The organism is Sulfitobacter pontiacus (assembly GCF_040790665.1).
Taxonomy (GTDB): Bacteria; Pseudomonadota; Alphaproteobacteria; order Rhodobacterales; family Rhodobacteraceae; genus Sulfitobacter; species Sulfitobacter pontiacus.
Genome location: NZ_CP160851.1, coordinates 88,112 through 112,586, shown reverse-complemented (window position 1 = coordinate 112,586; position 24,475 = coordinate 88,112). Strand labels below are relative to the sequence as shown.

Below are 24,475 nucleotides of genomic sequence, written 5' to 3'. Positions count from 1 at the left end.
ATATCGGGTTGTTCGCCAAGGATAAAACCCAATTTAACCGTGCCTTAAGCAAAATAAACTTTCCCAGATTCGTGAAGTGTGGTCATGTTGGGGAAAAAGTTGGGCAGGCAATGACAATAACTTATGCAGCAGCGCGCAATGCGCCGATGTTGGCGTTGGAAGATGAACGTGTCCTGTTAAAGGATTGGCAGGTCAGCAAAGATAAGTTCGCACTTGAATCCTTGGTTCTGTCCCATGCGCGTATCGTGTTCTACTGGGCGCGCAAGCTCAGCGATGATCAGGCCGAACGCGAAGACCTGATTTCCGAAGGGATACTGGGGCTGATCCACGCCGCCGATCTGTTTGATCTAGACCGGGATGTGCGGTTTTCGACCTATGCGAAATGGTGGGTCAAGAACGCCACGATGACCGCCCGCAACCACCTGCGTGCTATTGTCGAGACTCCGGCGGGCGTGCAGAAAACGGTGCAGCATTCCATTGACGACGATGACAGTTTTGCGCTGCTTGCGTCGGAAGACCCCAACCCCGAAGAGGCCGTGATCGCGCAGTCGTCGCAAACCCTGATCCGCGCGCGATTGCTTGAGGCGATGGAACGGCTTCAACCGATGGACCGCGAGGTGCTGCGGGCACGGACCTTGCAGCAGCCACCCGAGAGCATCCAAGATCTTGCCACGCGGATGGAGGTCACCCCCGCCAAGCTGCGCCAGATCGAACGCCGCGCGATGTCGCGGTTGAAGTATGAGCTCGCAGCGCGTGGCGTCATGACAAGCAAGATGCATTGAGATGAATGTCGCTTTATCCGCATTGATGACGGGGCAGGCTGGCGTGAAAACCGGCAAGGGCTCCAGCGCCGTGCCCGAAGGGTTCGCCGCGCTGATGGGGACCGTCGCAATTGGCGAGGCAGGTGCTGCGGTACCGCCCTTCACCCTCGACCCCGATGGTGAGCCTATTCTGCTAGGTAGTGACGATACCACCTCCGAAGGGATGGCAGATGTGCTGGGGCTTTCCCTGACCACAGAGCAAGCGGGCGATCCGACGGCCTTGTCGATGGAGACGTCCTTCACCGGTCTGATGACGGCCGCCCAACCGACGGGCGAGGGGGCTACCTCAAAAGCAACAGGGCAGGTGACTACCGCAACCACCGTCAGCGCCCCCGCAGTCGCTGTGCCACAGACGTTCGTGCAAGGTGTAGCTGGCGAAACTGACCCCCAGTTGCCGTTGGCCGCGCCGACATTGGCCGCTGACGCGGTAGCGGCCAATGTGACGCAAACCGCTGTTAAGGTCGCGCCCGAAACGGCTGCACCTACGGTGCCATCCCCTGTCGAGGCGAAAACCGATGTCAAAATCGCGGCAGCCGCACCGCAAACCTCTGTTGTGCCGCAGCCCGTTGCTGCCCCCGCGACACCAGTAGCGGCACAGCAACCGATCGCTGCCACGGCAGAGGTTCAAACCGTTGCGCAAACGCAGGGGGCGGCGGGAGTGCAACCCGTCCCTAAACCGCAGGTTAGTGACAAGGTTTCGACCCCGCCGCGTGCAGCACCCCAAGCCGCGGCCGCGGCTGAGGGAACCGCCCCGCCGGAACCGACAATCGACGCGGATACGCCCGTCGCGCCGTTGCGGCAGGCCGCTTTCGGGGCAGAGCAGCCGACCTTCTTGAACGCAGGTCAGAATGGCGCAGCCGCACCGGGCAAAGCGCCCGTTGATGTCACCGCGACCTTCCGGCCCGCCGAGGTGGTTCAGGCGCAGCCCGTGGAAAGCAACGCGTTGATCCTCGCCGACCAAGCAAGCGATCTGAAAGCCGCCGCGCCAAGTGCCGAGACGCAGGCCAAACCTGCACCGAAACCCTTTGCCGATGCGCTGATCTCGCAAGTGAAGGCCGTCGAGGCGAAAGAGGGCCGCACCTCGGTCAGCTTGCATCCGCGCGGGTTGGGGCAAATCGAGATCGAGGTCGTCACCGACAAGGACAGCGGCACCCGCGTTGTGGTCCGTGTCGAAAACCCTGCCGTCCTGCAAACCCTGCGCGATGAACGCCAGCTTTTGGCGCAGGGGCTTGGATTTACCGATGCGGGCAGCTTTGAATTCCAGCAGGGGTTCTCGGATGATGGCGCGCGCGATCAACAGCGCTCTACCGCGGGGTTCGCTGGGGGCATTGACGACGGCGCAGGCCCTGTGACCGCTGGCGTTCAGCACAAAAATGTGGTGGATGACGGACAACTTGATATTCTCACCTAAGGGGGTGTGATCCATGCTGACAAGCCAGACACTGTTGAACAATTTCACAAGCACGAACCAAAGTTCGGCGCAGGATTCACTGGGCCAGTTGGGCGAGGATTATACCAAGTTCCTGACCCTGCTGACCGCGCAGATCCAGAACCAGGATCCGCTTGAGCCGGTAGATAGCACGCAGTTTGTCGCACAGCTTGCGCAGTTGTCGCAGGTGGAACAAGCGGTGCAGACCAATACCCAGCTAGAGACCTTGACCAGCCAGATCAGCGGCTTGCTGAATTTGGGGGGCACCGATCTTTTGGGGCGCGATGTTACGGTGCAATCCGATGTGGTGATGCTGGAAGATGGCACGACCTCGACCTCCTACGAGGTGGGGGCCGGCGCAGCCGAGGTCACCGCGAAAATCTATGATCCGCTCGGGCGCAATGTGCGTACGATCAACGGCCTGTCCACAGTATCCGGCACCGCGAACCCGCTGGGGTGGGATGGCAAGGACGATTACGGCAACGCGCAATTGGCGGGGAAATACACCGTGGTGCTGACGGCGAAAGATGCCGCTGGCAACAATATCGCGATCCAGCCGTCGCGCAGTGCCCGCGTCGAAGATGTACGTTTCCGCGAGGGAGAGATCATCTTTGGACTGGACGGCGGCGAAACGGCGTCGTCGATCACGGTGAAATCGGCGAGCTGATCAGGTCCGTCAGTTGCGCAGGCTGGTATTGGCGTAAAAGCTGTTCAGCCGCGCCGTACGTACTGCCGGGAAATTAACGTAGAGCTTGCGCACGATTTGCGCCGCAAGCTCTGCTTTGCGGGCTTCTTCTTCGATCGGTTGGGCGAGGCTCAGGTCGGTTTCCGCAAGCTCGGCGATCGCTGACACGGTGGCGTCGCGCAAACGGGCGCGCCCGACGGCACCGTTGATCTCGTGAAACGACGAAGCCCCCATGACATAGACATCCATATCAAACACCAGATGCAGGATTTTGCGGCTCTGGATGATTTGCATGGTGAATTTGCCCAAGGGCATCTTGAACATCAGCTCTTGCGTGGCCGCCTGATCCGAGGGGGCCGATGTCGTTGGCCGCATAAAGCGTTCCCCGACATAGCCCATGGCCCCCGCACCAATCACGCAAACGGCGATGATGATGTATTTGATCACACCTTCGTCCCGCCTTAGTAGGGCAGGAACACTTCAAGCGCGTCCTGACCGTAGCGCGCGGTTTGCACCGTCGAAATCTGCCCGCGCCCACCATAGGTGATCCGCGCCTCGGCGATTTTATCGTAGTCGATGGTGTTCCCGACGTTGATATCGGACTGGCGGATGATGCCGGCGATGCGCAGCTCGCGCAGTTCGTTGTTCACCTTGACCTCTTGCCGTCCGGCGATCACGAAATTCCCGTTGGGTAGGGTCTGGATCACAAGGGCGGCCACCCGCAGACGTATGGTCTCGTTCCGGCGGATCGACCCTTCTCCCTCGCTGGACGAACTGCTCGACAGGCCAATCAGCTGCCCGCTGTCGGTCGAGGTGTCGAAGTTCAGGATATCGGGGTCGTCCACCCCCGTGGAGGAGGACCGGCTGCGCCCTGTGGCATTTTGCAACTGCGCGCGGTCATCGATATCGATCAGAACGGTGACCAGATCGCCCACGTCGCCGGCGCGACGGTCTTGGAATAGACGCGGTGTTGAATTGCTCCAGAGGCTGGCCTGATCCGCGCGTTTGGGCTGTTCGGGCGCTTTGGGCAGAGGCATCGGGATGCTCACGCGGTTGACCTCGCCCATGTGGTCGGGGCTCAGCGTCAGATCGCTGACTGTGGGGTTGTGGGTTTCCTGAAAATCACCACAGGCCGCCAGAAAAAGCGCCGAAGCTGCAAGCAGGCAGCCGAGCCGAGCGGGAAAACGAAGGGATGTCATTGTACGACCTCGACGACGCCTGCTGCCATCGCGATGGTCGACAGGGCCTTGTTGCTGGAAAGATTGACGACGCGCAATTCCTGACCCTTATGGGCATCATCCAGGGCACGTCCTTTGGCCGTTAGCTGCAGCCCGCCGTGGGTCAGGCGGATTTTGACCTTTTCACCGCGGCTGATGATACGGGGCGGCATGACCGAATTGCGCGGGACGGGGCGGCCGGTGACCAGCATACGACGCACCTGCTGGCCGACGAGTTGATCATATTCATTGATCGCATAGCTGCCGACCCGCTGCATCGGCATTTCGACCAGCGACACGTCTTGGGCGCGGACGATTTCATCGGGCACGATGCGCCGGTTGGGAACAGGCACGGTCAATGTCACCATCGCCAGACCCCATACGCGTTGCGGGACACCGCTGTCGGTTACCACATTTGCGATGAATTGGCCCGAGTCAGGGTCGATCCAGAACTCCTGCACGAAGTTGCCCTTCTTGATCATCCCCTCGGCCATGCGGATATCCAGCTTGGCTTTCGCGGGCAAAGTTGCCCCCAGTTCGGCGACGGCGCGTTCCTCGATCAGGTCGGTCACGGGCACGGCTTGTGCAAGCACAGGGCCCGCCACCACAAGAGCGGCGGCAAGCTGGAACAACACGAAAAGGGCAATGGCAACACGTTTCATCGGTTCAACCCGTTACTTGATCTGGTTCGTCGTGGTCATGATCTGATCGGCGGTCTCGATCGCCTTGGAGTTCATCTCGTAGGCGCGCTGTGCCGAGATCAGGTCGGTGATCTGCTGGATGATGTTGACGTTCGACTGTTCAAGATATCCCTGCCGCGTGATGCCGACGCCGGGGGTGCCGGGGACGTTCTGCACAGGCTCGCCCGACGCGGCGGTCTGCTCCATCAAGTTATCACCGACGGGTTTCAGGCCCGCTTCGTTCAGGAAGGTCGCAAAGTTCAACTGGCCCAGTTCCACCGGTTCAGGGTCGTTTTCAACATAGGCCATGACCACGCCTTCCTGGTTGATTTCAACCTGACGGGTCAGTTCGGGCACGATGATCGCGGGCTCTACCTCATAGCCGTTCAGGGTGACCAGCTGGCCTTCGGCGCTCAGTTGGAAGTTCCCGTCGCGGGTAAAGGCCTGTGTGCCATCGGGACGGTTCACGGTGAAATAGCCGCGCCCCTCGATGGCGAGGTCCAGCTGGTTTTCGGTTTGCACCAAGCCGCCCTGGATGTTGTGACGGATCACGCCCGCAGCCTGCACGCCCAAGCCGATATCAGTGCCTACGGGCCGCGCAGTGCCTTCTTCGGAGGTCAGCGATCCGGCGCTCGCAAAGCTTTGATAAACCAGATCCTGAAACGCGGCGCGCCCGCTTTTAAAGCCGGTGGTATTGGCGTTGGCGATGTTGTTGGCGATGACGTCAACGTTGGTCTGTTGCGCCAACATGCCCGTGGCCGCGATCCCGAGTGCTTTCATCTTATGCTCCTTCCGGCGGCGTTATACGCGCCCAAGTTTCTGGATGGCCGTGCGGGTCAGATCATCGTCCGACCCCATCAGTTTGACCGAATTCTCGTAGGCCCGTTGGATGTCGATCAGACGGGTCATTTCGAGGACGGCGTTCACGTTGCTGCCCTCGATAAAGCCCTGCTTGACCTGCGGGTTCTCCATCTGCTGCGGCTGACCTGCGTTCGGGGGCAACTGGTACATGCCCGCGCCCATGGGCAGCATCTGCGCAGCCTCGTTGATCGCGACAACGCTGACCGCGCCAAGCACCGCGCCTTGGGGGTTGGTCACGGTGCCGCTGGTGGTGATCACCACCTCGTCCCCCACATCATCGGGTAGCACGACAGGCCCGCCGCCCACGCCAAGCAGGGGCATACCACCTGCGGTTTTCAATTGGCCGTCGACATCCACAACAAGGCGCCCATGACGGCTGTAGCCGGTTTCACCGCCGGGGAGCTGGAAGCTGAGCCAGCCGTCACCGGCCACGGCGATGTCCATCGGGTTGCCGGTCTGCATCAACGGGCCGTCGGCAAGTTCAAGGTACGTCCCGCTTTCGCGTACATAGTTTATCGCGTTGTCGCCGCTGCCATCGGGTATGGATTCAAGCACGGGGTGGATCGCCTTGTAGCCCGAGGTCGTGGCGTTGGCGAGGTTATGCGCCGTCGTGTCCATGCTGCGGGTCAGCGCGGTTGCCTGAGAAAGCGCCACATAACTGATATTGCTCATCTCATCCTCCGGCGGTGCTGAAGCATCACGAAAAAACGCATTGTACATGTCATTGCAAATACAAATTTTCATGAATACAAGGATAAGGCAAGTTCTATTTACACTCTCAAGGATAGGTGTGCGCCAGTATATTTGCATATCGGTGGTTAAGGCGTTGCTGGTTCTTGCGGTTCCGGCGGGTGTGCTTGTGGCCGCGCCCTCTGATGCGGTTGATACGCTGGATCACAGCGCGTTGGACGCAGGGCAGACATGGCGGCGGGATCTGGATTTGCGGCGCTGGTCTCCGGACGGGTTGCGCGATGATTTGCGGCACAACATTGCCAAGCTCGGCAGCCAGCGGGGCAGTGATCAGACGCGGGTGATGATGGATGTGGCCGAACTCTATATGGCCCATATGCTGCTGTTCGAGGCGGGCTCTATCCTTGCCGAAGTGACCCCTGATACGCCGGTCCATAAACGCCGTCACCGTGCGCTGTCCGACGCGGTGCGTCTGCTGGCAGGGGAAGCACCGACCGCGGTAACGCCACCTTTCAACACGTCTCCGCTGGCAGGCAACCGACCGGATCGCGCCTTTTGGGCCAGTCTGGACGCGATAGCCACCTCCGACGTTCGGCGCTTGTCGGATAATATCGAGCCAAGCTTTGGCGGGCTGAGCACGCAGCCGGAGTCCGTCGTGCGGGCCGTTCTGCCTGTGTTGCTTGAAGCGGCGATTGAGCTAGATAAGCGCGAATATGTCGACGCGACCCTGCGCCTGCTAGATGAAATGCCAGAGCTGGCCGGGGCCGAATCCGGTACATTCCTGCGCGCACGCGCCGCGCAAAAGCGGGGCGACGCGGCGACCGCGCTCAAGATCTATCTGGAAGCGGCAGAGGGCTGGGACCAATACGCCGTGCGCGCCCGTTTGGCGGTTGCGGATATGGCGCTTGCCGATGGCGGAAGAGGCGCGCTGCTGGCAGCACAATCGACCCTAGAGGGCGGATCAGAGGCGTGGCGCGGCGGGCGGTACGAGCTGGAAGTATTGCGCCGGCTTGAACGGGTGTACCACGCATTGGGCAATGATCCCGAAGCCGTGTTGACCCTTGGCCGTATTCTGCTGCGGTTCCCCGAACGTGCCGAAGCCGCCCCGATTGAGGCGCAGGCGCAAGAATTGCTGGCAGATATCTATAAGGCGGGGGGCGAGGGGCAGTATCCGCTGTCGGCTTGGGTCGCGCTGCATCTGCGTTTGCTGCCCTATTTCCGCTATACCGAAGGGTTCACGGCGCAGATTGAAACACTGGGTGACTACGTCCTGAAACTGGGGTCGACCGATCTGGCGGCCAAGGAATACCGTCGTGCCGTGCGTATCTTGCAAGAAAAGCAAGAAGAACAAGGCACCTCCCGCGCGGCCGAGATTTTCCGCCTGAACATGAAGCTTGCGCAGGCACAGGTGCAGGGGGGGCAATTCGCCGATGCACGGCTGACGTTGGAACTGATGGACGTAAGTATCGCCCCCGAGATGGAGGAGGCGCATCAGAGTTTGCTGGCGCAAACCCTCTCTAAACTGGGGGATAAGCCTGCGTTACTGAAGGCGTCCGTCGATGCACCAACGGCGCAGCATTTGCGAGATGTGGGGCTCGCGCTGTCAGAAGAAGAGCGCTGGCCGCAGGCGGCGGACGTTCTTTCGCAGCTTTGGCGGACATATCCGCAGGATTTTTCCTTGCAGGATGCCACACGCCTGTTGATCGCGGCCTATCGGTCCGAAGATCAAGAGACGCTACAGCAGGTGACGCGTTCGTTTCCCAGTCTCACGCCGTCCAAGGATCTGATTTCACTGGCGAATAGCATATCCGAGGTGCGCGATAACGTGCTGCCGCTGAGCGCGGGCGGGGCGGCGAAGCGGCTGGAGCAGCTAGAGAATGCCTTTGAAAGCATCGCGAATTCGGGGATATCTCCATGAACTCGGCTGCAAATTTCAGCTAAACCAAGGTTAGACAAAAATAAATCGCGAAAATTTAACCTTCTTTAAACCAATTCGATTATTTGTCCTGTTAGGCAAGAATACCAAGAACGACAACGAGGTAGGAAAATGAGCATTTCAAGTGCGCTTCAGACGGGTGTCAGCGGGCTGCGCGCCAACTCCAAGGCGGTTGGCAGCATCTCCGAGAACATCGCAAACTCGAACACGGTGGGGTACCGCCGCGGGTTCGCGCATATGGTCACGACCACAGCCTCGGGCGGGAATGGCGACGGGGTCCTGTCGGTCAACGCCGTTGAAGAGCTGGACATCGCGACAGCAGGCGGCCTGATCTCGACCAACTCCTCTACCGATCTGGCGATTGGCGGGAACGGTTTCTTCGCGGTGTCGATGAACCCGAACGAGACAGTGCAGACCAACTACATGCTGACCCGCGCGGGATCGTTCTTGCCGGATGAGCAGGGCAACCTGAAGAACGCGGCGGGGTATTATCTTGCGGGCTACCCCTACGGCCTGGAAGGGGACATCGGGTCGGTCGACCGGACGTCCTTCAAGGATATGGAAACGGTTAACATCGGCAATCTGAACATCTCTGCCGGCGTGACGTCGACCATCACTGCCTTTGGCAACCTGCCATCGCAGGACACTGGCCAAGCCGATCCCGGCGCACCTTTTGTCACTTCGTCCGAGGTGTTCACCGCCTTGGGTGAAAGCCAGCGCGTGAGCTTTTCCTGGGCACCTGGCACCACGGCGAACACATGGGATCTGGCAATTGCGGATCAGAATGGCAATGGGCTGGGCAGTGTCACGATCGAGTTCAATAACGCCGGACCTGCGGCGGGCTCTCCGCTGAGCTATAGCAACATCAATTCCACCGCGACGGCACCGGCCGCGTTTACCGTGGACCCTGCGACAGGCGTGGCGACGATCACCCTTGATAACGGGGTTGTCCCGCAAGAGATCGACATCACCCTTGGCAAGCCCGGCGCATTTGACGGGATTAGCCAGTTCGCGGGGGATTTCAGCCTCGCGTTTGATCGGGACGGGTCCAGCGCGGGCGAGCTGGTGCGCACCGAGATTACCGAAGACGGCACATTGTTCGGCGTTTTCGATAATGGCATGCGCCGCGCGCTTTATGACATTCCCGTCGCTGTCGTCGCCAACCCCAACGGGCTGGTCGAAGTGAAGGGCAACGCCTATCGCTTGTCGGGTGAAACAGGGTCGTTCTCTGCGTTGCAGGCCAATTCCTCGACCGTGGGGTCGATCAACGCCGGGGCGCTTGAAGGGTCTAACGTGGACATTGCGCAAGAGATGACCGACCTGATCAAGGCGCAGCGGGCGTTTTCGACCAATGCCAAAGTGATCACCACCGTCGACGATATGATGGATGAAACCACCCGTCTGAAACGATAAGCCAGACGGTCTGACCGGAGCATGACATGAGCCTTTCGGGCGCGCTGAATTCGGCCACAGCCGGTTTGCATACGACACAGGGTCAGTCGCGGATCGCGGCGGATAACGTGTCGAATGCGATGACCCCCGGTTATGTCCGGCGCGAGGCGGTGTTGGTCACGGCCAGCGGCGGGCAGGGCGGTGCCGTCATCAGCGAGGTCCGCCGCGAGGTCGATGCGACGCTGCAACGGATGTCGCGGCTCGAAAACAGTCGGATGACGCAGTATCAGTCTATTCAGGAAGGGCTGACCACCTATACCGCCTATCTGGGACAACCCGGTGACGGCACATCGCCCGCAGACCGGTTTAACGATTTCCAGAACAGCCTGACAACGCTGGTCAATATGCCGTCGTCGAACGGGGCGCAGACATCGGTTGCGCTGGCGGCAGAGGATCTGGTGCGGTCGGTCAAAGGGGCGGCGACAACGCTATCGACGACGTTGAACGACGTGAATATGGAAATCCGCTATGAAGTCGCGGACCTGAACACGGCCCTATACCAGTTGCGCGATCTGAATGCCTCGGGCAGCGGCTTTACCCCCGGTTCGCTGGAGGCCGCGCAGTTTGATGAAAAGGTCGACACGATCCTTGACCAGATATCCGGGATCGTTGACACGCGGATACATCGGTCTTCGAACGGATCGATCAGCCTTTATACGGTCAGCGGGGCCGCATTGCTGGAGGGGCGCGTCGTACAGGATGTAACCTTTAACCCCAGCGACGGCACATTGATGGCGGGCAATCAGGATATCACCCCGTTCAAAGACGGTGTGCGTGGTATTCAGCACGGCAGTCTTGCGGGGCTTTCCGAGCTGAAGAGAGAGACTATTCCGCAGTTTAGTCAACAGTTGGACGAATACGCGCGGGGGCTGATCCAGACCTTTGAAGAGGCCGATGCCAGCCTTGCACCGGGCGAGGCGGGGCTGTTCACAGATAATGGGATCGCGTTTGATCCGGTAAATATCACCGGTCTGGCGAGCCGTTTGCAAATAAACAGCAATATCTCCTCTACTGGCGATGCCGAAGTTTGGCGTATCCGCGATGGCCTGGGGGCCACGTCCCCCGGTGCAGGGTCTGAAACGGTGCAGATCAACGCCTTTCTGGCAGGGCTCGACACGGCGATGAATGCGGCGACGGGCACGGGTATTCCCGCCGAGGTCACTTTGCGCGATTTTTCGGCAGAGATGATCACCAGCCAAGCGGCCACGCGCGCACGGGCAGAGAATGACTTTAACGCCGCGGCTTCTGCGGCAGAGGTCGTGATGTCGGCACGGCGCAATTCCGAGGGTGTGAATATTGATGACGAGATGCAGCAACTGCTGTTGATCGAACAAAGCTATGCGGCAAACTCCAGAGTGCTTACAGCAGTGTCAGAGATGATCGACACGTTGATCGCAGCGGTATGAGGCAGGGACAATGGTTCTAGGTATCAGCAGTTTTTCGTCGTTCCAGTTTAACCTTTTCAACCGTCAGAACGTGCAGCGCACGACGCTGGAATTGCAACGGGTGAGCGAAGAAGTCTCTACCGGAAAAAAGGCCGACATCTATGCCGATCTGGGCCCGCGCGCGGCCTCGGTGATGAAGCTGCACGGGCGCGAGGCGAATACGCAGACCTTCATGACATCGAACGACGTGCTGGCGAGCAAGCTGGATGCGATGCTTGCGTCCGTCGACGCCGCGCGCACGCAAGTACAATCGGTGCTGGAAAGCGCGCTGGTCAACGCCACACGCAATGGCAACGGGGCCGAGGTGTTGCAGATGCAGGCCCGCGCCGCGCTGGAAAGCCTCGTGTCGACGATGAACACGTCGTATAATGGCGAGAACCTGTTTTCGGGGCTGGAATCCAACAAGACCTCGCTGACCCGCTGGCCTGAAACCAGTGCCGACACAGGCCGTTCACCGCAGTCGGTGGTCGAAGAAATCTTTGGCGCCGGTCCAACCGACCCAGCCAGCGCCAAAGCCATCGCGGATCAGCTAGAGGCCGTGTTCAACTCGCAAGACGCCGACGCCAGCCGGAATTTTCAGGGCACCTTCTATCAAGGCTCGCCCGAGCGTGATGCCAGTGGGGCCGAGACAAAGCAGATCAGCGCCTGGGTGAATACCGGACAAGAGGTCGTCTACGGTGTGCGCGCCAATGACCAGTCTTTCCGCGATGCCTACAAAGGGTTGGCGATGCTGGCCGTGACCGACGTGAGCCAGATGGACGAAGCGGCCTATAGCACCTGGATGTCAGAGGTGGTCGACAGCCTGTCGGCGTCGCAAGAGGGTATGTTGGATATTTCGGCGCGGATCGGGTTCAATCAGCAGATCGTCGAGAAGACCCAAACGCAGCTGACCGACCTTTCGCTGGTGCAGCGGACGCAAATCTCGAACTACGAAAGTGTTGATCCCTACGAGGCGATCACGCGCATGAATAGCCTCGAGACACAGTTGCAGGCGAGCTATCAGGTTTCCTCGCGGCTTTCGAGCCTGTCGATCCTGAATTACCTGCGCTGATCAGCCGGCTTTCGACGTCATCTCGGGCGAGCTGAGCTTGTAGCCGCGGCCATGCACGGTCTCGATATACTGCCAGCCTGATTTCGACGCGGAAGCGAGCTTTTTGCGCAGTTTGCAGATGTAGACGTCGATGACCTTATCGAAGGGCTGATCGATGCTGCTGCCGTAGATTGCGTCATAAATCGCGTCTTTAGAGATGACTTTGTTCGAGTTCAGCGCAAGATGCTGGAACACCGAATATTCGCGTTTCGACAGTTTGATGCGGCTGCCCGATACAATCGGATCGCGCCCGTCGAAATAGGCGGTCAGCTCTCCGACGATCACGCTTTCAGAGGCATGGCCATAGTGACGCCGGATGATCGAATTGGTCCGCGACAGCACTTCGGCCCCACGGATCGGGCTGACGATCACATCATCCGCGCCAAGGTTCAGCAGGTCCGACGTATCCTTGGCGTTGCGGAAATCCTTGAGCACGATGACGGGGTTAACGCAGCCCGCGGTACGCATCGCGCGGATATAGTCGCGCGTATCGTCGCATTCACCGATCAGAACCGCATTGGTCTGATGGCCCGGTTGCAGCAATGGGCCAAGGCCCGTCGTGAAAAACTCGGCGGTGACGAACTGAAGCTCGATACCTGCGCTGCGCAGCTCTGCCGTAAGGCCGGCGCATCGTTCTTTCCGCTGTTCGAAAATATACATGCGCATGTTTGTGTGCCCTAAACCCTGACTATTCCTATCGGTAGCAAGTATATTCTGCGGTAGCAACAATTAATAGATGATTTAACTTGTATAAATCCGGTTATTACGTGATTATGCCAAGGATAGTTGAACTGTTCTTGTACCGGAGATTTCGCAATGGCGCACGGCCAGCGACGCCCCATGACCCGCCTGCTGCGCTGTCTGCAGGCCCTTGCCGCCGCAGCACTGTTGGTTGTGCCCGCGATGCCGTCCTGGGCCGAGGTCCGGATCAAGGATATTGCGCATTTTGAAGGTGTGCGGGAAAATCATCTGATCGGATATGGCCTCGTTGTTGGGCTTTTGGGGACGGGGGATAAGCTGAATTCCAGCCCTTTCACCCGTGAATCCATTCGTGGGATGCTTGAACGGCTTGGCGTTGCGAACCTTGATGGCGAGGCGCTGAAAACCAAGAACACCGCCGCCGTGATGGTGACGGCCAAGCTCCCCCCGTTTGCGCGGCGTGGCTCTCCCATCGATATCACGGTCTCCTCGCTAGGTGATGCGACGAGTTTGCGGGGCGGCACCTTGTTGATCACCCCGCTGACGGGCGCGGATGGTGAGGTCTATGCCGTGGGGCAGGGCGCGGTTGCGGCCTCGGGCTACCGGGTGGATGGCAATGCCGCGAGCGTTGTGGATGGCGTGCCGACCATCGCGCGGATCGAAAACGGGGCCATCGTCGAACGCGAGATCGAATTCAGCCTCTTTCAGCTCGACAGTATCCGGATTGCGCTGAACAACCCCGATTTTACCACGGCGGATCGCGTGCGCGAAGCCATTGCGAAACACCTTGGCTCCAGTCAGGTCGAGGTGCTGGATTCCGGCACGATCGAGGTCTGGGTCGGTGACAAACGCAACGCGCCCGAGACGATCATGGCGGTGGAAAACCTGCTGGTCACGCCGGACGCCGTGGCGCGGGTCGTGATTGACGAGAAATCGGGCACCATCGTCATGGGCTCGGACGTGCGGATCGCTCAGGTCGCGATCAGCCAGGGTGGCCTGACCGTGCGGGTGCGCGAGAATTTCGGCGTCAGCCAGCCCGGTCCGATCAGCCTTGGCGGAAATACGGCCGTGATCAGCGAGGAACCTATCTCTATCGGGGGGACGACCGTGATCGTGCCGGAGACCGAGATTGATATCGAAGAAACTGACGGTAGCTTTACCATTCTGAACGGTGACGTGAGCCTGCAAGAGCTTGTCGACGGGCTGAACGCCATCGGCGTCGGCGCGCGGCAAACGATTGCGATTTTGCAGGCCATCAAGGCCGCAGGGGCGCTTCACGCCGATCTGGAGATTATCTGATGACCGGTTCAATCCCCTCGTCCCTGCCAGTATTCGATATCGCCAAACCCGACCGCGCGGCGCAGACAGGTAAAGAATTCGAAAAGGTGTTCTTAACCCAGTTCGTCGACGAGATGATGAAAACCGCCGGTGCCTCTGCTTTCGGCGGGGAACAGCAGGCGGATATGTGGCGGTCCTTCATGTCCGAAGCCGTCGCCGGCCAGTTGGTAGAGCAGGGCGGCTTGGGTTTTTCCGGTAGCGTGTCGCAAATGCTGGACGCCTACGGGCGGGGCAAAGCCAAAGTTGCGGAGCAGGGCGAATGACCCCGCGCACCTTCCGTTTCGGTCAACGCGGCACCGCGCCAGAGGGCGAGGCCCCTGACCAGCTGGTGCTGACCCCGCAGGACGAGGAAAACATCCACGCTTATGTGGCGAAAATCCACGACACCATCGACGTGCTGAACCGCGAGGTCGAGGCGATCAAAGCCGGCAATCTGGATGTCGTCAGTGCGATCTTCGAAGAAAAATCCCGTGCTTTGAAGTGGCTGGAGCTGCAAACCCCGCTGGTCGAACCCTTTATGGATCACCCGATTATGGTTGAGCTGGAGGTGAAGGCACACCTCAAGCAGTTAAAGGGTGCGATTGAAGAGGATAGCGCAATTTTGTCGCGCATGGCCGTCGCCGCCCGCACCATTCTGCGCGAAGTCAAAAAGATCAGCAATCGCAATGCGCTAGACGGAAATTATGGCAAGATGGGCCAGCGTGTGAGCGGCGTTGCGGATAAGAACATGCACGTCGATCAGAAATTCTAAAGCGCGTTCCGCCGATTTTACCCAATTTGTTAACCCTGCTTTAACCTGAACTGCTATGTAGTTCAGGTTAGCCTTTACGGCTGACCTCAGTCAGAAGACTGGATCAATACGAGAAGCAAGGAGAACATTAAATGTCGTCCATTCTCACCAATAGCTCCGCAATGAACGCTCTGGCCACGTTGAAAGACGTGAACCGCGGGCTCAACGATACCCAAAGCCGTGTTTCCACAGGCCTGAAAGTGGCGTCTGGCAAAGACAACGCTGCCTATTTCGCCGTCTCCGAGACGATGAAAGGCGACAGCGGCATGTTCAAAGCCATCAACGAAGGCATGACCGCGACCAAGAACTCCGTCGCGACAGCCCGTCTGGGTGCCGAAACAGTTTCCGACATCGCACAGCAGATCGTCGAGCGTGTTGCTTTCGCTCAAACCGATGGTGTTAACCGCGCGGATGTTCAGCTCGAAATCGATGCGCTTGTTGAAAACATGGGCACCGCGATTGAGCAAGCAACCTTCAATGGGGACAATCTGGTCGATGGTACCAGAATGGCCACCTCGGCTACACCTAATGCAGTTACTTTGGTGAACGGTGTAAAGCGAGACTCAAGCGGCTTTGGCACTACAACCTATACTTTCGATGGTGTTGATCTTGGTGCGATCAAGACAGCGATGGAAGCTATCAACGTCGAAACCTCAACTGATCTTGCAGCTGATCTTGCTACAGCCGAAGGTGAGCTTGCGAACTCCATTACTGCAGCTACGTCTCTCGGCATCACCGAAAACGCTTTGGAAGGTCAGATGGAGTTCATCGACAGCCTGACAGACACGCTGGATTCCGGTGTGAGCTCGATGGTTGATGCGGATATGGAAGAAGAAGCGGCGCGTTTGCAGGCCTATCAGGTTCAGCAGCAGCTGGCGACGCAGTCCTTGTCGATTGCAAACCAGGCGCCTCAGAACATCCTGAGCTTGTTCCGTTAATTCGGTTCAGGCGTTATATGAAAAACCCCTCTCCGCCACTGGTGGGGAGGGGCCCTGACGACACAAAACACCGGCTTGGACAGACGTCCCGCCGGTTTTTTATTGCGCCTGACCAGCCTCGGCACGGGCGCGTTCCTCGAAAAAGCTGCGCAGCGGGTCATCGATGCCGGATTCAAGGATCATCCGGTAGGTGTCGGCAAAGCCTTCGGCGGCTGGGGTCTTGTCGCCGCGGCTTTGTGACAGAAATGGGCTGGCCGCGCGGAAAAATGTGATGGCTTGGTCCGTTTCCGGGTCGGACCCCGCTTTATACGCTCCCAATCGGATCAGATCTTCCATATCGGCGTAGCGGCCCAAGGCCTTGCGCGCGACTTTGGTGATCTCGTATTCTTCGGGAGAGTGGCAGCCCGGCAGCATCCTTGACAGCGATTTTTGCAGATCGATCGCGGGGAAACGCCCCTGTTCGGCGATGCGCCGGTCGAGCACCAGATGCCCGTCCACGATCCCGCGCACCGCATCCGCGATGGGTTCGTTCATATCGTCCCCGTCCACCAGCACCGTATAAAGACCGGTAATATCACCTTCTGCCGCCATACCGGGGCCCGCACGTTCCAACAAATGGGGCAGTTCGCTGAACACCGACGGCGGATAGCCCCGTAGGGTTGGCGGCTCGCCACGGGCGAGGCCGATTTCACGCTGCGCCATCGCAAAACGGGTGACGCTATCCAGCAGCAGCAGCACCTGCTTTCCTGTCGATTTGAAGTATTCGGCAATCGCGGTCGTGGTTAATGCGGCCTGTTTGCGCAGCAGCGGTGCCTCGTCCCCGGTAGAGACGACGACAACGGCGCGCGCCATGCCTTCCTCGCCCAGATCCTCTTGGATGAACTGTTGCACCTCGCGGCCGCGTTCGCCAATCAGCCCGATGACAATCACATCGGCATCCGTATTGCGGGCCAGCATGGCCATCATGGTCGATTTACCGACACCGGAACCCGCGAAAACACCCATCCTCTGGCCGCGGCAAATCGGCGTGAAGATATCAATGCATTTGATCTGTGTTTCCAGCTTCTCGCCCACTTTCTTGCGGTCGAATGCACCGGGTGGATTGGCGCGAAAGCGGGTTTTGCGGCGCGGGCGGCGCGCGCGGGTGTATCGCGTGAGCGGGCGGCCAAGCGCATCAACCACCGTGCCGATCCAGCTGTCGTCGGGGGACACCATATCGTCATGCTCGATCAATTCGACGGTATTCCCGACGGACACGCCCTCCCATGTGCCGAACGGCAGAACGCAAAGATCACTGCCCTGTGCGCTGACGACTTCGCCATCTATGTGTCCTGCGGGGGTGTGCACCCGGCATTGGCTGCCGATCGCTGCCATCGCCTCTAGCCCGCTGACGGTGAGGGTCATGCCAGTGATGGACCTGACGGTGCCCGAGATCTTTGCGCTGGCGCATGAATAGATGGACTTTTGCAGGTTTGCGAAGGCAGAAATCAAAATATACTCTTTCGAAAATATTCTATCCTTGCTATATAACAAGGATAAATAATGAGTCTAGTATGAATACAGATCCCACATCCTTGTTCAGTCTTGCACCCAAGCGTTTGCAGTGGCTTGCCACGCGGCAGAATGTCGTGTCCGAGAATATCGCGAATTCTGACGTCGCGGGATACCGTGCGCAGGATGTGCAAAGCTTTGCCAGCTATTTGGAAGACGCAGGTCGGTCGCAACGTTTGCAGGAGGCAGAGGTGGTTGAGGCGCGGGTTCTGGGTGGCGCTACGGCAACCGGGAATAACGTGAACCTGGAAGAGCAGTTGGTCGAGGCGAACAGCGCCTCGGGCCAGTTCCAAATGGCCGCGAGCCTGTACCGCAAAGCGCACGAGATGGTCTACGCTGTCGCTGGCCGGAAATAACGGAGAGACGCGCGATGGATTCCCTTTCCAGAATTTCGGCAACAGCAGCCAGCGGGATGCGGGCGCAGGGTGACCGGTTGCGCATCGTCTCTGAAAACCTTGCTAATGCCAGTTCGACCGCGCAAACGGCGGGGGGCGACCCGTACCAGCGCAAGACGATTTCTTTTGAAAGCGCCACGGATCCGTCAACGGGGGCAGCGATTGTGCAATCTGCAGGCGTGCTGCGGGATGATGCCGATTTCACACTGCGGTATGAACCATCGCACCCCGCGGCGGATCAGAACGGCTATATCAAGATGCCGAACGTGAACCCGCTGATCGAAATGAGCAATATGCGTGAAGCCGCGCGCAGCTATGAAGCAAACCTTTCGATGCTGGACAAGGCGCGTGACATGCGCCGTCAGTTGGTCGAGCTGTTGAAGTAAGGTGCCAGAATGACAGATTTTTCCGCCATCCGTTCTTCCTACGTTGAAGCCGCCTATGCAAAGACGGTGCAAGGCGAAACGCGGGGTGCAAAACCCGCTGGCCCCGCCCCAAAAGATTTTGCCCAGATGGTCGGCGATGCCGCGTCGCAGGCGGTGGATTCGGTGCGCGAAGGCGACCAGATGGCGATCAAGGGGCTGACAGGGCAAGCCAGCCTGCAAGAGGTTGTTCAGGCCACCATGGCGATGGAGCAGACAGTTCAGGTTTCGGTCGCGCTGCGTGACAAACTGGTGGAAGCGTACCAAGAAGTTATGCGTATGCCGGTTTAACGTCAGGTTAACACGCGCCATGTTTTTCGGAGGTCCGCTGTGGATTCTGTCACTATCTACGAAATCATCCGGCAGACGTTAACCGTGACATTGATCGGGTCGGCACCTGTGCTTGTTGTGGCGCTTGGCGTCGGGCTTGCCATCGCGTTTTTCCAGGCTTTGACACAGATTCAGGAAATGACGCTAACGTTCGTGCCCAAGATCGCGGCGATTTTTGTGACGCTCGCCATCAGCATTCCATTTATTTTTTCGACACTTGTCGGGCTCTCGGACCGGGTGTTCGATCTTGTCTCCAACGGGGGGCTCTAGGGTGCGGCTCACCGCCTTGTTCATGGTTCTCTTGCTGCCCGTCTCTGCCTTGGCGGACAAAGGCGGTTGGATGGGGTTTTACACGTCATCTGCTCCTGCCGTGAAGTTGGGTCGGCAAAACGCCACCTCAAACCCGATGCGCGTCTGCGTGGACGAAATCCTTTCGGCTGAACAGCGCTATAACATTCCCGGTAACCTATTGTTGGCGATCGGGATTCAGGAAGCTGGCCGTCAGGTGAACAACAAGCTGGTGGTATGGCCGTGGACCGCAAACACAAACGGCACCGGCACGTTCTTTGGCAGCAAGCTCGCATTAGAAGCGCATGTGCGCGAGACAGAGGGCCGCGGCATCCGGTCCACAGATGTGGGATGCATGCAGATTAACCAACGGTGGCATGGCGACCAGTTCTCCTCGCTACAAGAGGCGACGACGCCAGCGGATAACGTCGATTATGCCGCACGTTTCCTGACCGCACTATATCACGAGACAGGCGATTGGTGGCAGGCCGCTGGCCGGTACCATTCGTCTAACCCCAGCTACAAAGCTGTTTATCTGCAGAAGTTGCAGCAGAACCAGCGCATCGCCCAAGCGTTCCTGACCCGCTTTGCAAGCGATGTTAGCCCGGGCAATAGCACCCCGCAGCAGGTTGCGGTCACCCGCGAGATGCCCGATTTCAACTGGAGCGCCGATCTGAGCGGTGCAAACTCCGGCAAAGCGGGCGGCGCGCTGTCAATCTATTCTACGCAGGCGTTGGCCCCCATCCTGCCCCATTACGCAGAGGTCAACTGAGCGTGGCGACACCAGACACAAATCCGCAGCCCTTCAGCTTTGCCAAGCTTAGCGGTGCCAATCGCGACATCGGGTTCGCCGTGGGGATGGTTCTCATCCTGGCGATGTTGTTTATTCCGTTGCCTCCCTTCTTTCTGGATCTGGGTTTGGCGATTTCCCTCGCATTGTCCGTTCTGATTCTCATGGTGGCCCTGTGGATCGGTACCCCCTTGGAATTTAACTCCTTTCCGACGCTTTTGCTGGTCGTCACGATGCTGCGTCTGGCGCTGAACGTATCCTCCACCAGATTAATTTTGAGTGAAGGTCATAATGGGCCGGGCGCTGCGGGGAATGTCATCGAAGGATTTTCGCAGTTCATTCTGGGCGGCGACTTCATCATCGGCATTATTGTTTTCACAATTCTGGTGATCATTAACTTTATCGTCATCACTAAGGGCTCTACTCGAATCGCGGAGGTTGCGGCGCGATTCTCGCTGGATGCGATGCCGGGTAAACAAATGGCGATCGATGCTGACCTCGGCGCCGGTGCCATTACGGAGGAGGAGGCGAAACTACGGCGTAAAACGGTCGAGGAAGAAAGCTCGTTCTTCGGGGCGATGGACGGTGCGTCCAAGTTCGTCCGCGGGGATGCTGTTGCAGGGTTGATCATCACGCTGATCAACGTTTTTGGCGGCATTATGATCGGTATGATCAGCCACGGACTGAGCGTGGGCGACGCGATGAGCCGCTATACAGTGCTAACGATCGGTGACGGTTTGGTCACGCAAATTCCGGCGTTGGTCGTTTCTCTTGCCGCTGGTTTGCTGGTGACCAAAGGCGGAACACTGGGTGCGGCGAACGAAGCCGTCTTGGGGCAGCTCAGCAATTTCCCCAAGGCTTTGTATGTCGCGGCGGGACTGACATTCTGTATCGGTTGGCTGCCCGGCTTTCCGTTGATGATCTTTCTCGCGCTCTCTACCGGGATGGCGGGCTTTGGCTATATCATGCAGAAGTCCTTTGTAGAGCGCGACAAGGCCGAGAAACTCGCCGCCGCGCGCGACGCGGCGCCTGTTGAGAGTGCTGAAGACAAACTGTCGGATATGCTGCGCGTTGATGATGTCCGGCTGGATCTCGGCTCTGGTCTCGTGCCGATGATTACCTCGGTCAATGCGGCGCTGCCGGGTAAGGTTAAAAGCCTGAGGTCGTTGTTTATAAAGGACTTCGGGTTTGTCTTGCCGTTGGTTCGGATCAAGGACGATTCGGAGCTTCCCGCCTATACCTACGCCATTTCCCTGCAAGGGGTGGAGTCCGCCCGTGGGGAAGTGGACCCGATGATGATGATGGTGATTAACCCGTCGGGGCAAGAAATTAACCTTCCCGGCAAACGCACGCGCGAACCGACCTTCGGGTTGGAAGCGATCTGGGTTGACGAAACGCGCGCATCCGAAGCCGAGCTCATGGGGATGACTGTCGTTGATCCGGAAAGCGTGATCACCACGCATCTGACCGAGGTGATCAAAGAGCATATGCCCGAGATCCTGACCTATGCCGCGACGCAGGAATTGATCGAGGGGCAGGGCAAGGAATATCAGAAACTGCTTTCAAGCGGCTCTGCCAGCAGCTCGGCTGTTATGTTGCAGCACGTTTTGCAGGCGTTGCTAGCAGAGCGGGTGTCGATCCGAAATCTGTCGATGATCATTGAAGCGGTTGCGGAGGCAAGCGCCACATCCAAGAATATCCGCACAGTGATCGAGCACGCCCGTAGCAAACTGGCTAAACAAATTTGCCAATCCTTGAAGGATTCTCAAGGATATGTACCCGTTATCAATCTGGGTGGAGATTGGGAGCGCGAGCTTGCGAGTTCGATCTCTAAAGCGAACGGGGAAGAAACCTTCCTGATGTCGCCGTCGCGGGTGCAGGAATTTGTTCTTGCAGTACGCAAGGAAATCCAGAAGTTTTCGAGCGCAGATGAATGGCCGGCCATTTTGGTCAGCCCGCAAGCGCGGCCCTACGTCCGGTCGATCCTCGAACGGGTGAGCCCCATGACCCAAGTGATTTCGCACAACGAAGTCCACCGCAAAGCGTCGTTACGTACTGTTGGCACCGTCGGTTAACCGATCGTGGCAATCGAACCCTTCATCTCGACGCTATTTTTCTCTTTTTTCGTGGTGTTTGCCCGCATTGGCACGGCGCTGATGTTTATGCCCGGGTTTGGGGAGGTCCAGATTCCGGTGCGCCCGCGGCTGTCCTTGGCGGTGCTGATCAGTCTTTCCCTGCTTCCGCTGACGCCCATTGCAAGCGCGCTGCCTGATAGCGCGGTGACCGCGGTGTTCCTGCTGGGAGCCGAGGTGCTGATCGGGCTGTGGATTGGTCTTTGCGCGCGTATCCTATTGTCAGCATTGCAGTTTGCGGGGTTCCAGGTCGGGCAGGTGTCTGGTTTGGCAAACGCTTTTGGCCCGTCGTTCGGGTCGTTTGAAGGCGCGACGATGGTGGCGACCTTGCTGCTGATGAGCGCGGTGACGATGATCTTTGTCACAGACACCCATCATCTGATCATCCGCGCATTGCTTGCCAGTTATCAGGTGTTCCCGCCCGGACAGTTCGTGCTTGCCGATCTTGCTGATCAAATACTCCGTGTCGCGAGTGCGAGCCTTTACATCGGGACGGCAATTGCGGCCCCCTTCTTTGTGATGGGTGTGATCTTGAACCTTGGCATGGGGCTGGCAAACCGGATGATGCCACAACTGCCCGTGTTTTTCGTGGCGGCATCGCTGTTGATCGGGGCAGGGCTGCTGATCCTTGCTATCGCCCTGCCGGCCATGCTTGATTACTTCCTAGTGCGATTCCAGGAGTGGATCATGGGCTTTAGGATCTAATCATGGCCGAGAATAGCGACAGCACGGAAAAGACCCTAGAGCCGACTGAAAAGAAGCTTAAGGACGCGCGCAAGAAAGGGGATGTCCCGTCTTCAAAGGAGACGGGAAACATGGTCGTTGTCGTGGCAATGTTGGGGATCGCCGCCTTGGTCTTGCCCTATCAGGCCCCGCAAATCGTCGTCGCGCTGTCGGTTCTGCTGGACCATTCCCCAAATCTAATGGTCGCCACGGGAGAGCCGGGGGTGATCCGGCTGGGGCAGATCATGAGCGAATTTTTTTATATGATCGTGTGGGCAGTCCTTCCTATCTTTGGCGTTTTGTTTTTGGGCGGCGCGATTGGCGCTGTGATTCAGGGTGAAACCGTCGTCGCGGCAGAGCGTATCAAACCAAAGCTTTCCAAATTGTCACCGCTGGAGGGGTTGAAGCGTCTTTTTTCGGCCAATGCACTGGTCGAATTCGCGAAAAGTATCGTCAAAGTCTTGGCAATCGGTGGGCTTGCCGTGTGGTTCACGAATGAAGCGGTGCGGCGCATCTGGACCTCGTCGGGCTTTATCCCCGAGCATCTGCCCGGCTATCTGACCGCCGCTGCTGTTAAGCTGTTGATTGCGGCTGCAATTCTGCTTGTACCAATCGCGATTGCCGATATTCTGTGGCGTCGTTTTGATTGGCGGCGCAAGCAAAGGATGAGCCAGAAAGACATCAAGGACGAACATAAGGAATCCGAAGGCTCCCCCGAAATCCGGCAGAAACGGGCGCGTCGCCGGCGCGAGCTGTCACAACAGCGTACAATCACTGCTGTGCCTTTGGCGGATGTCATTCTGACCAACCCGACCCATTATTCAATCGCGCTGAAATACGACCCGGCGCAGGATATGGCCCCGGTCTGTATCGCCAAAGGTGCGGATCATCTGGCGCGGCGCATCCGCGAAGTGGCTGCGGAGCACGATATTCCGATGATCGAGAATAAACCGTTAACGCGAATGCTGTATGACGAGATCGACGTCGATCAGGTCATTCCCGTCGCCCATTGGGAAATTGTCGCCGAGATCATAAGCTTCGTCTTTGACCTGCGCAACAATAAAAAGCGGGCGGCACCGCAGGGGTCTACCCTGCGGACCGATCCATATTAACGAAGCTTGATACCTGTAAGATCTTGATCCGCCGGAAGCTGCGAACGTTCCAGAATGATTTTGGAGACGGCGCGCGCCCGTACAGGCGGGATCTTTGCAAGGATAGGCGCGGCTGTTCTTGGCTTCATGGTACCAAGGATCATAATCGTCGTCTCGATGTCCAGATCATCCATGATACGCGCCGCATCGGTCGGCTTCATATTCGTGTAAAGCTGGATCAGACGATCAAGGTCTTCGGTCTGCGCGGCATCAACGCGACCCAGCAGATCCTCGATAGAGGTCTTGAGCTCGGTCAGAGATGCTTTTTCGATGTTAAGCCGTTCGCGGGCCAGCGCAAATTCAGCACGTTGGTTTTCCAGCTCTTCCTGCTGCAACCGCACCAATTCGCGCTCTTTCGTGAGCGAGATCAAAACGTCTTCGGGCGCTTCGCAGCCGTTTGAAAGTTCGGGCAGGTTGCCCACCAGCGGCGGGGCATCCTGAACCGGCTGCAGGCCCGTTTCCTCTTTGGTTTCAGCGGCAAGAACGACCATCGGCTGCTGTGGCAGCGCACTATCCTTGAACAAGGGCAATTCAGGAAAGGATAGCGCGGCTTTGGCGCAGAGCGTCAGGGCCAGCCCTCCAAGGATAATTTTCCCGTTCAACATACCTGGTCCAAACATCT

27 protein-coding genes are annotated in these 24,475 nt (G+C 58.5%); 19 read left to right on the top strand and 8 right to left on the bottom strand.

Annotated features, from left to right (window positions below):
• Positions 1 to 110 precede the first annotated feature (110 nt).
• Genes AB1495_RS16880 through AB1495_RS16870 form a run of 3 tightly spaced genes read left to right on the top strand, consistent with a single transcriptional unit; the run spans position 111 to position 2,917 of the window.
• Positions 111 to 782: a sigma-70 family RNA polymerase sigma factor gene (locus AB1495_RS16880; RefSeq protein ID WP_005849004.1), complete on the top strand. Its 672-nt coding sequence runs from the start codon at positions 111 to 113 to the stop codon at positions 780 to 782.
• Between the two features lies 1 nt (position 783).
• A complete protein-coding gene (locus AB1495_RS16875) occupies positions 784 to 2,232 on the top strand; it encodes a flagellar hook-length control protein FliK (RefSeq protein WP_074636883.1) in 1,449 nt (482 codons plus the stop codon).
• Between the two features lie 13 nt (positions 2,233 to 2,245).
• Positions 2,246 to 2,917 (top strand): flagellar hook assembly protein FlgD, encoded by a 672-nt coding sequence (locus AB1495_RS16870; RefSeq protein WP_074636881.1) that lies wholly within the window; start codon positions 2,246 to 2,248, stop codon positions 2,915 to 2,917.
• Between the two features lie 9 nt (positions 2,918 to 2,926).
• Here AB1495_RS16870 and AB1495_RS16865 read toward each other — a convergent pair whose 3' ends face one another.
• The 5 genes from AB1495_RS16865 to AB1495_RS16845 are packed head-to-tail and all read right to left on the bottom strand — an operon-like array spanning position 2,927 to position 6,365.
• Positions 2,927 to 3,382, bottom strand: coding sequence for a hypothetical protein (locus tag AB1495_RS16865; RefSeq protein WP_005849008.1), 456 nt, complete (start codon positions 3,380 to 3,382; stop codon positions 2,927 to 2,929).
• 14 nt (positions 3,383 to 3,396) lie between these two features.
• A complete protein-coding gene (locus tag AB1495_RS16860) occupies positions 3,397 to 4,134 on the bottom strand; it encodes a flagellar basal body L-ring protein FlgH (RefSeq protein WP_005849010.1) in 738 nt (245 codons plus the stop codon).
• Positions 4,131 to 4,814 carry a flagellar basal body P-ring formation chaperone FlgA gene (flgA, locus tag AB1495_RS16855; RefSeq protein WP_064216618.1) on the bottom strand — a complete coding sequence of 228 codons (684 nt, stop codon included), beginning with the start codon at positions 4,812 to 4,814 and terminating at the stop codon, positions 4,131 to 4,133. Before flgA ends, AB1495_RS16860 begins: the two co-directional genes overlap by 4 nt.
• Positions 4,815 to 4,826: 12 nt before the next feature.
• Entirely contained in the window at positions 4,827 to 5,612 is a 786-nt protein-coding gene (flgG, locus tag AB1495_RS16850) for a flagellar basal-body rod protein FlgG (protein WP_074636879.1), read from the bottom strand.
• Between the two features lie 21 nt (positions 5,613 to 5,633).
• Positions 5,634 to 6,365: a flagellar hook-basal body complex protein gene (locus AB1495_RS16845; RefSeq protein ID WP_240790865.1), complete on the bottom strand. Its 732-nt coding sequence runs from the start codon at positions 6,363 to 6,365 to the stop codon at positions 5,634 to 5,636.
• A gap of 118 nt (positions 6,366 to 6,483) precedes the next feature.
• Here AB1495_RS16845 and AB1495_RS16840 point away from each other — a divergent pair, with 118 nt between their 5' ends.
• From AB1495_RS16840 to AB1495_RS16825, 4 genes are all read left to right on the top strand, one after another.
• Positions 6,484 to 8,301 carry a lipopolysaccharide assembly protein LapB gene (locus tag AB1495_RS16840; protein ID WP_244268986.1) on the top strand — a complete coding sequence of 606 codons (1,818 nt, stop codon included), beginning with the start codon at positions 6,484 to 6,486 and terminating at the stop codon, positions 8,299 to 8,301.
• Positions 8,302 to 8,430: 129 nt separating this feature from the next.
• A complete protein-coding gene (locus AB1495_RS16835; RefSeq protein WP_005849017.1) occupies positions 8,431 to 9,732 on the top strand; it encodes a flagellar hook protein FlgE in 1,302 nt (433 codons plus the stop codon).
• A gap of 26 nt (positions 9,733 to 9,758) precedes the next feature.
• Positions 9,759 to 11,177, top strand: coding sequence for a flagellar hook-associated protein FlgK (flgK, locus tag AB1495_RS16830; RefSeq protein ID WP_074636876.1), 1,419 nt, complete (start codon positions 9,759 to 9,761; stop codon positions 11,175 to 11,177).
• Positions 11,178 to 11,187: 10 nt separating this feature from the next.
• Positions 11,188 to 12,267: a flagellin gene (locus tag AB1495_RS16825; protein WP_074636874.1), complete on the top strand. Its 1,080-nt coding sequence runs from the start codon at positions 11,188 to 11,190 to the stop codon at positions 12,265 to 12,267.
• Here AB1495_RS16825 and AB1495_RS16820 read toward each other — a convergent pair whose 3' ends face one another.
• Complete coding sequence (locus tag AB1495_RS16820; protein WP_074636872.1) at positions 12,268 to 12,972, bottom strand: response regulator transcription factor; 705 nt, start codon at positions 12,970 to 12,972, stop codon at positions 12,268 to 12,270.
• 174 nt (positions 12,973 to 13,146) lie between these two features.
• Here AB1495_RS16820 and AB1495_RS16815 point away from each other — a divergent pair, with 174 nt between their 5' ends.
• The 4 genes from AB1495_RS16815 to AB1495_RS16800 all read left to right on the top strand — a co-directional run bounded on the left by AB1495_RS16815 (position 13,147) and on the right by AB1495_RS16800 (position 16,071).
• The gene (locus AB1495_RS16815) at positions 13,147 to 14,304 is read left to right on the top strand and encodes a flagellar basal body P-ring protein FlgI (protein WP_009824349.1); all 1,158 of its coding nucleotides are present in this window, start codon (positions 13,147 to 13,149) and stop codon (positions 14,302 to 14,304) included.
• Positions 14,304 to 14,606, top strand: coding sequence for a hypothetical protein (locus AB1495_RS16810; RefSeq protein WP_074636870.1), 303 nt, complete (start codon positions 14,304 to 14,306; stop codon positions 14,604 to 14,606). The genes AB1495_RS16815 and AB1495_RS16810 overlap by 1 nt, the downstream gene beginning before the upstream one ends.
• Positions 14,603 to 15,094 carry a hypothetical protein gene (locus AB1495_RS16805; protein WP_037966642.1) on the top strand — a complete coding sequence of 164 codons (492 nt, stop codon included), beginning with the start codon at positions 14,603 to 14,605 and terminating at the stop codon, positions 15,092 to 15,094. Before AB1495_RS16810 ends, AB1495_RS16805 begins: the two co-directional genes overlap by 4 nt.
• A 131-nt stretch (positions 15,095 to 15,225) precedes the next feature.
• Positions 15,226 to 16,071, top strand: coding sequence for a flagellin (locus AB1495_RS16800; RefSeq protein ID WP_074636868.1), 846 nt, complete (start codon positions 15,226 to 15,228; stop codon positions 16,069 to 16,071).
• A gap of 99 nt (positions 16,072 to 16,170) precedes the next feature.
• On the opposite strand, the gene AB1495_RS16795 is transcribed toward AB1495_RS16800, so the two are convergent.
• Entirely contained in the window at positions 16,171 to 17,562 is a 1,392-nt protein-coding gene (locus AB1495_RS16795; protein WP_074636867.1) for a FliI/YscN family ATPase, read from the bottom strand.
• A 62-nt stretch (positions 17,563 to 17,624) separates the two neighbouring features.
• Between AB1495_RS16795 and AB1495_RS16790 the strand changes: the two genes are divergently transcribed.
• From AB1495_RS16790 to AB1495_RS16755, 8 genes are read left to right on the top strand one after another with little or no spacing between them, the layout of a single operon-like run.
• On the top strand, positions 17,625 to 17,978 hold the full coding sequence (locus tag AB1495_RS16790) for a flagellar basal body protein (protein WP_005849029.1): 354 nt from the start codon (positions 17,625 to 17,627) through the stop codon (positions 17,976 to 17,978).
• Between the two features lie 14 nt (positions 17,979 to 17,992).
• Positions 17,993 to 18,403 (top strand): flagellar basal body rod protein FlgC, encoded by a 411-nt coding sequence (gene flgC / locus AB1495_RS16785; protein ID WP_074636865.1) that lies wholly within the window; start codon positions 17,993 to 17,995, stop codon positions 18,401 to 18,403.
• Between the two features lie 9 nt (positions 18,404 to 18,412).
• On the top strand, positions 18,413 to 18,730 hold the full coding sequence (locus tag AB1495_RS16780; RefSeq protein WP_005849033.1) for a flagellar hook-basal body complex protein FliE: 318 nt from the start codon (positions 18,413 to 18,415) through the stop codon (positions 18,728 to 18,730).
• A gap of 39 nt (positions 18,731 to 18,769) precedes the next feature.
• A complete protein-coding gene (locus AB1495_RS16775; RefSeq protein ID WP_005849035.1) occupies positions 18,770 to 19,039 on the top strand; it encodes a flagellar biosynthetic protein FliQ in 270 nt (89 codons plus the stop codon).
• Position 19,040: 1 nt separating this feature from the next.
• The gene (locus AB1495_RS16770; RefSeq protein WP_244268985.1) at positions 19,041 to 19,829 is read left to right on the top strand and encodes a lytic transglycosylase domain-containing protein; all 789 of its coding nucleotides are present in this window, start codon (positions 19,041 to 19,043) and stop codon (positions 19,827 to 19,829) included.
• A gap of 2 nt (positions 19,830 to 19,831) precedes the next feature.
• On the top strand, positions 19,832 to 21,922 hold the full coding sequence (gene flhA, locus AB1495_RS16765) for a flagellar biosynthesis protein FlhA (RefSeq protein ID WP_074636864.1): 2,091 nt from the start codon (positions 19,832 to 19,834) through the stop codon (positions 21,920 to 21,922).
• Between the two features lie 6 nt (positions 21,923 to 21,928).
• Entirely contained in the window at positions 21,929 to 22,684 is a 756-nt protein-coding gene (locus AB1495_RS16760) for a flagellar biosynthetic protein FliR (protein ID WP_005849041.1), read from the top strand.
• 2 nt (positions 22,685 to 22,686) lie between these two features.
• Positions 22,687 to 23,814 carry a flagellar biosynthesis protein FlhB gene (locus AB1495_RS16755; RefSeq protein WP_005849043.1) on the top strand — a complete coding sequence of 376 codons (1,128 nt, stop codon included), beginning with the start codon at positions 22,687 to 22,689 and terminating at the stop codon, positions 23,812 to 23,814.
• On the opposite strand, the gene AB1495_RS16750 is transcribed toward AB1495_RS16755, so the two are convergent.
• Positions 23,811 to 24,473 carry a MotE family protein gene (locus AB1495_RS16750; RefSeq protein WP_005849044.1) on the bottom strand — a complete coding sequence of 221 codons (663 nt, stop codon included), beginning with the start codon at positions 24,471 to 24,473 and terminating at the stop codon, positions 23,811 to 23,813. The genes AB1495_RS16755 and AB1495_RS16750 overlap by 4 nt on opposite strands.
• Positions 24,474 to 24,475: the final 2 nt, after the last annotated feature.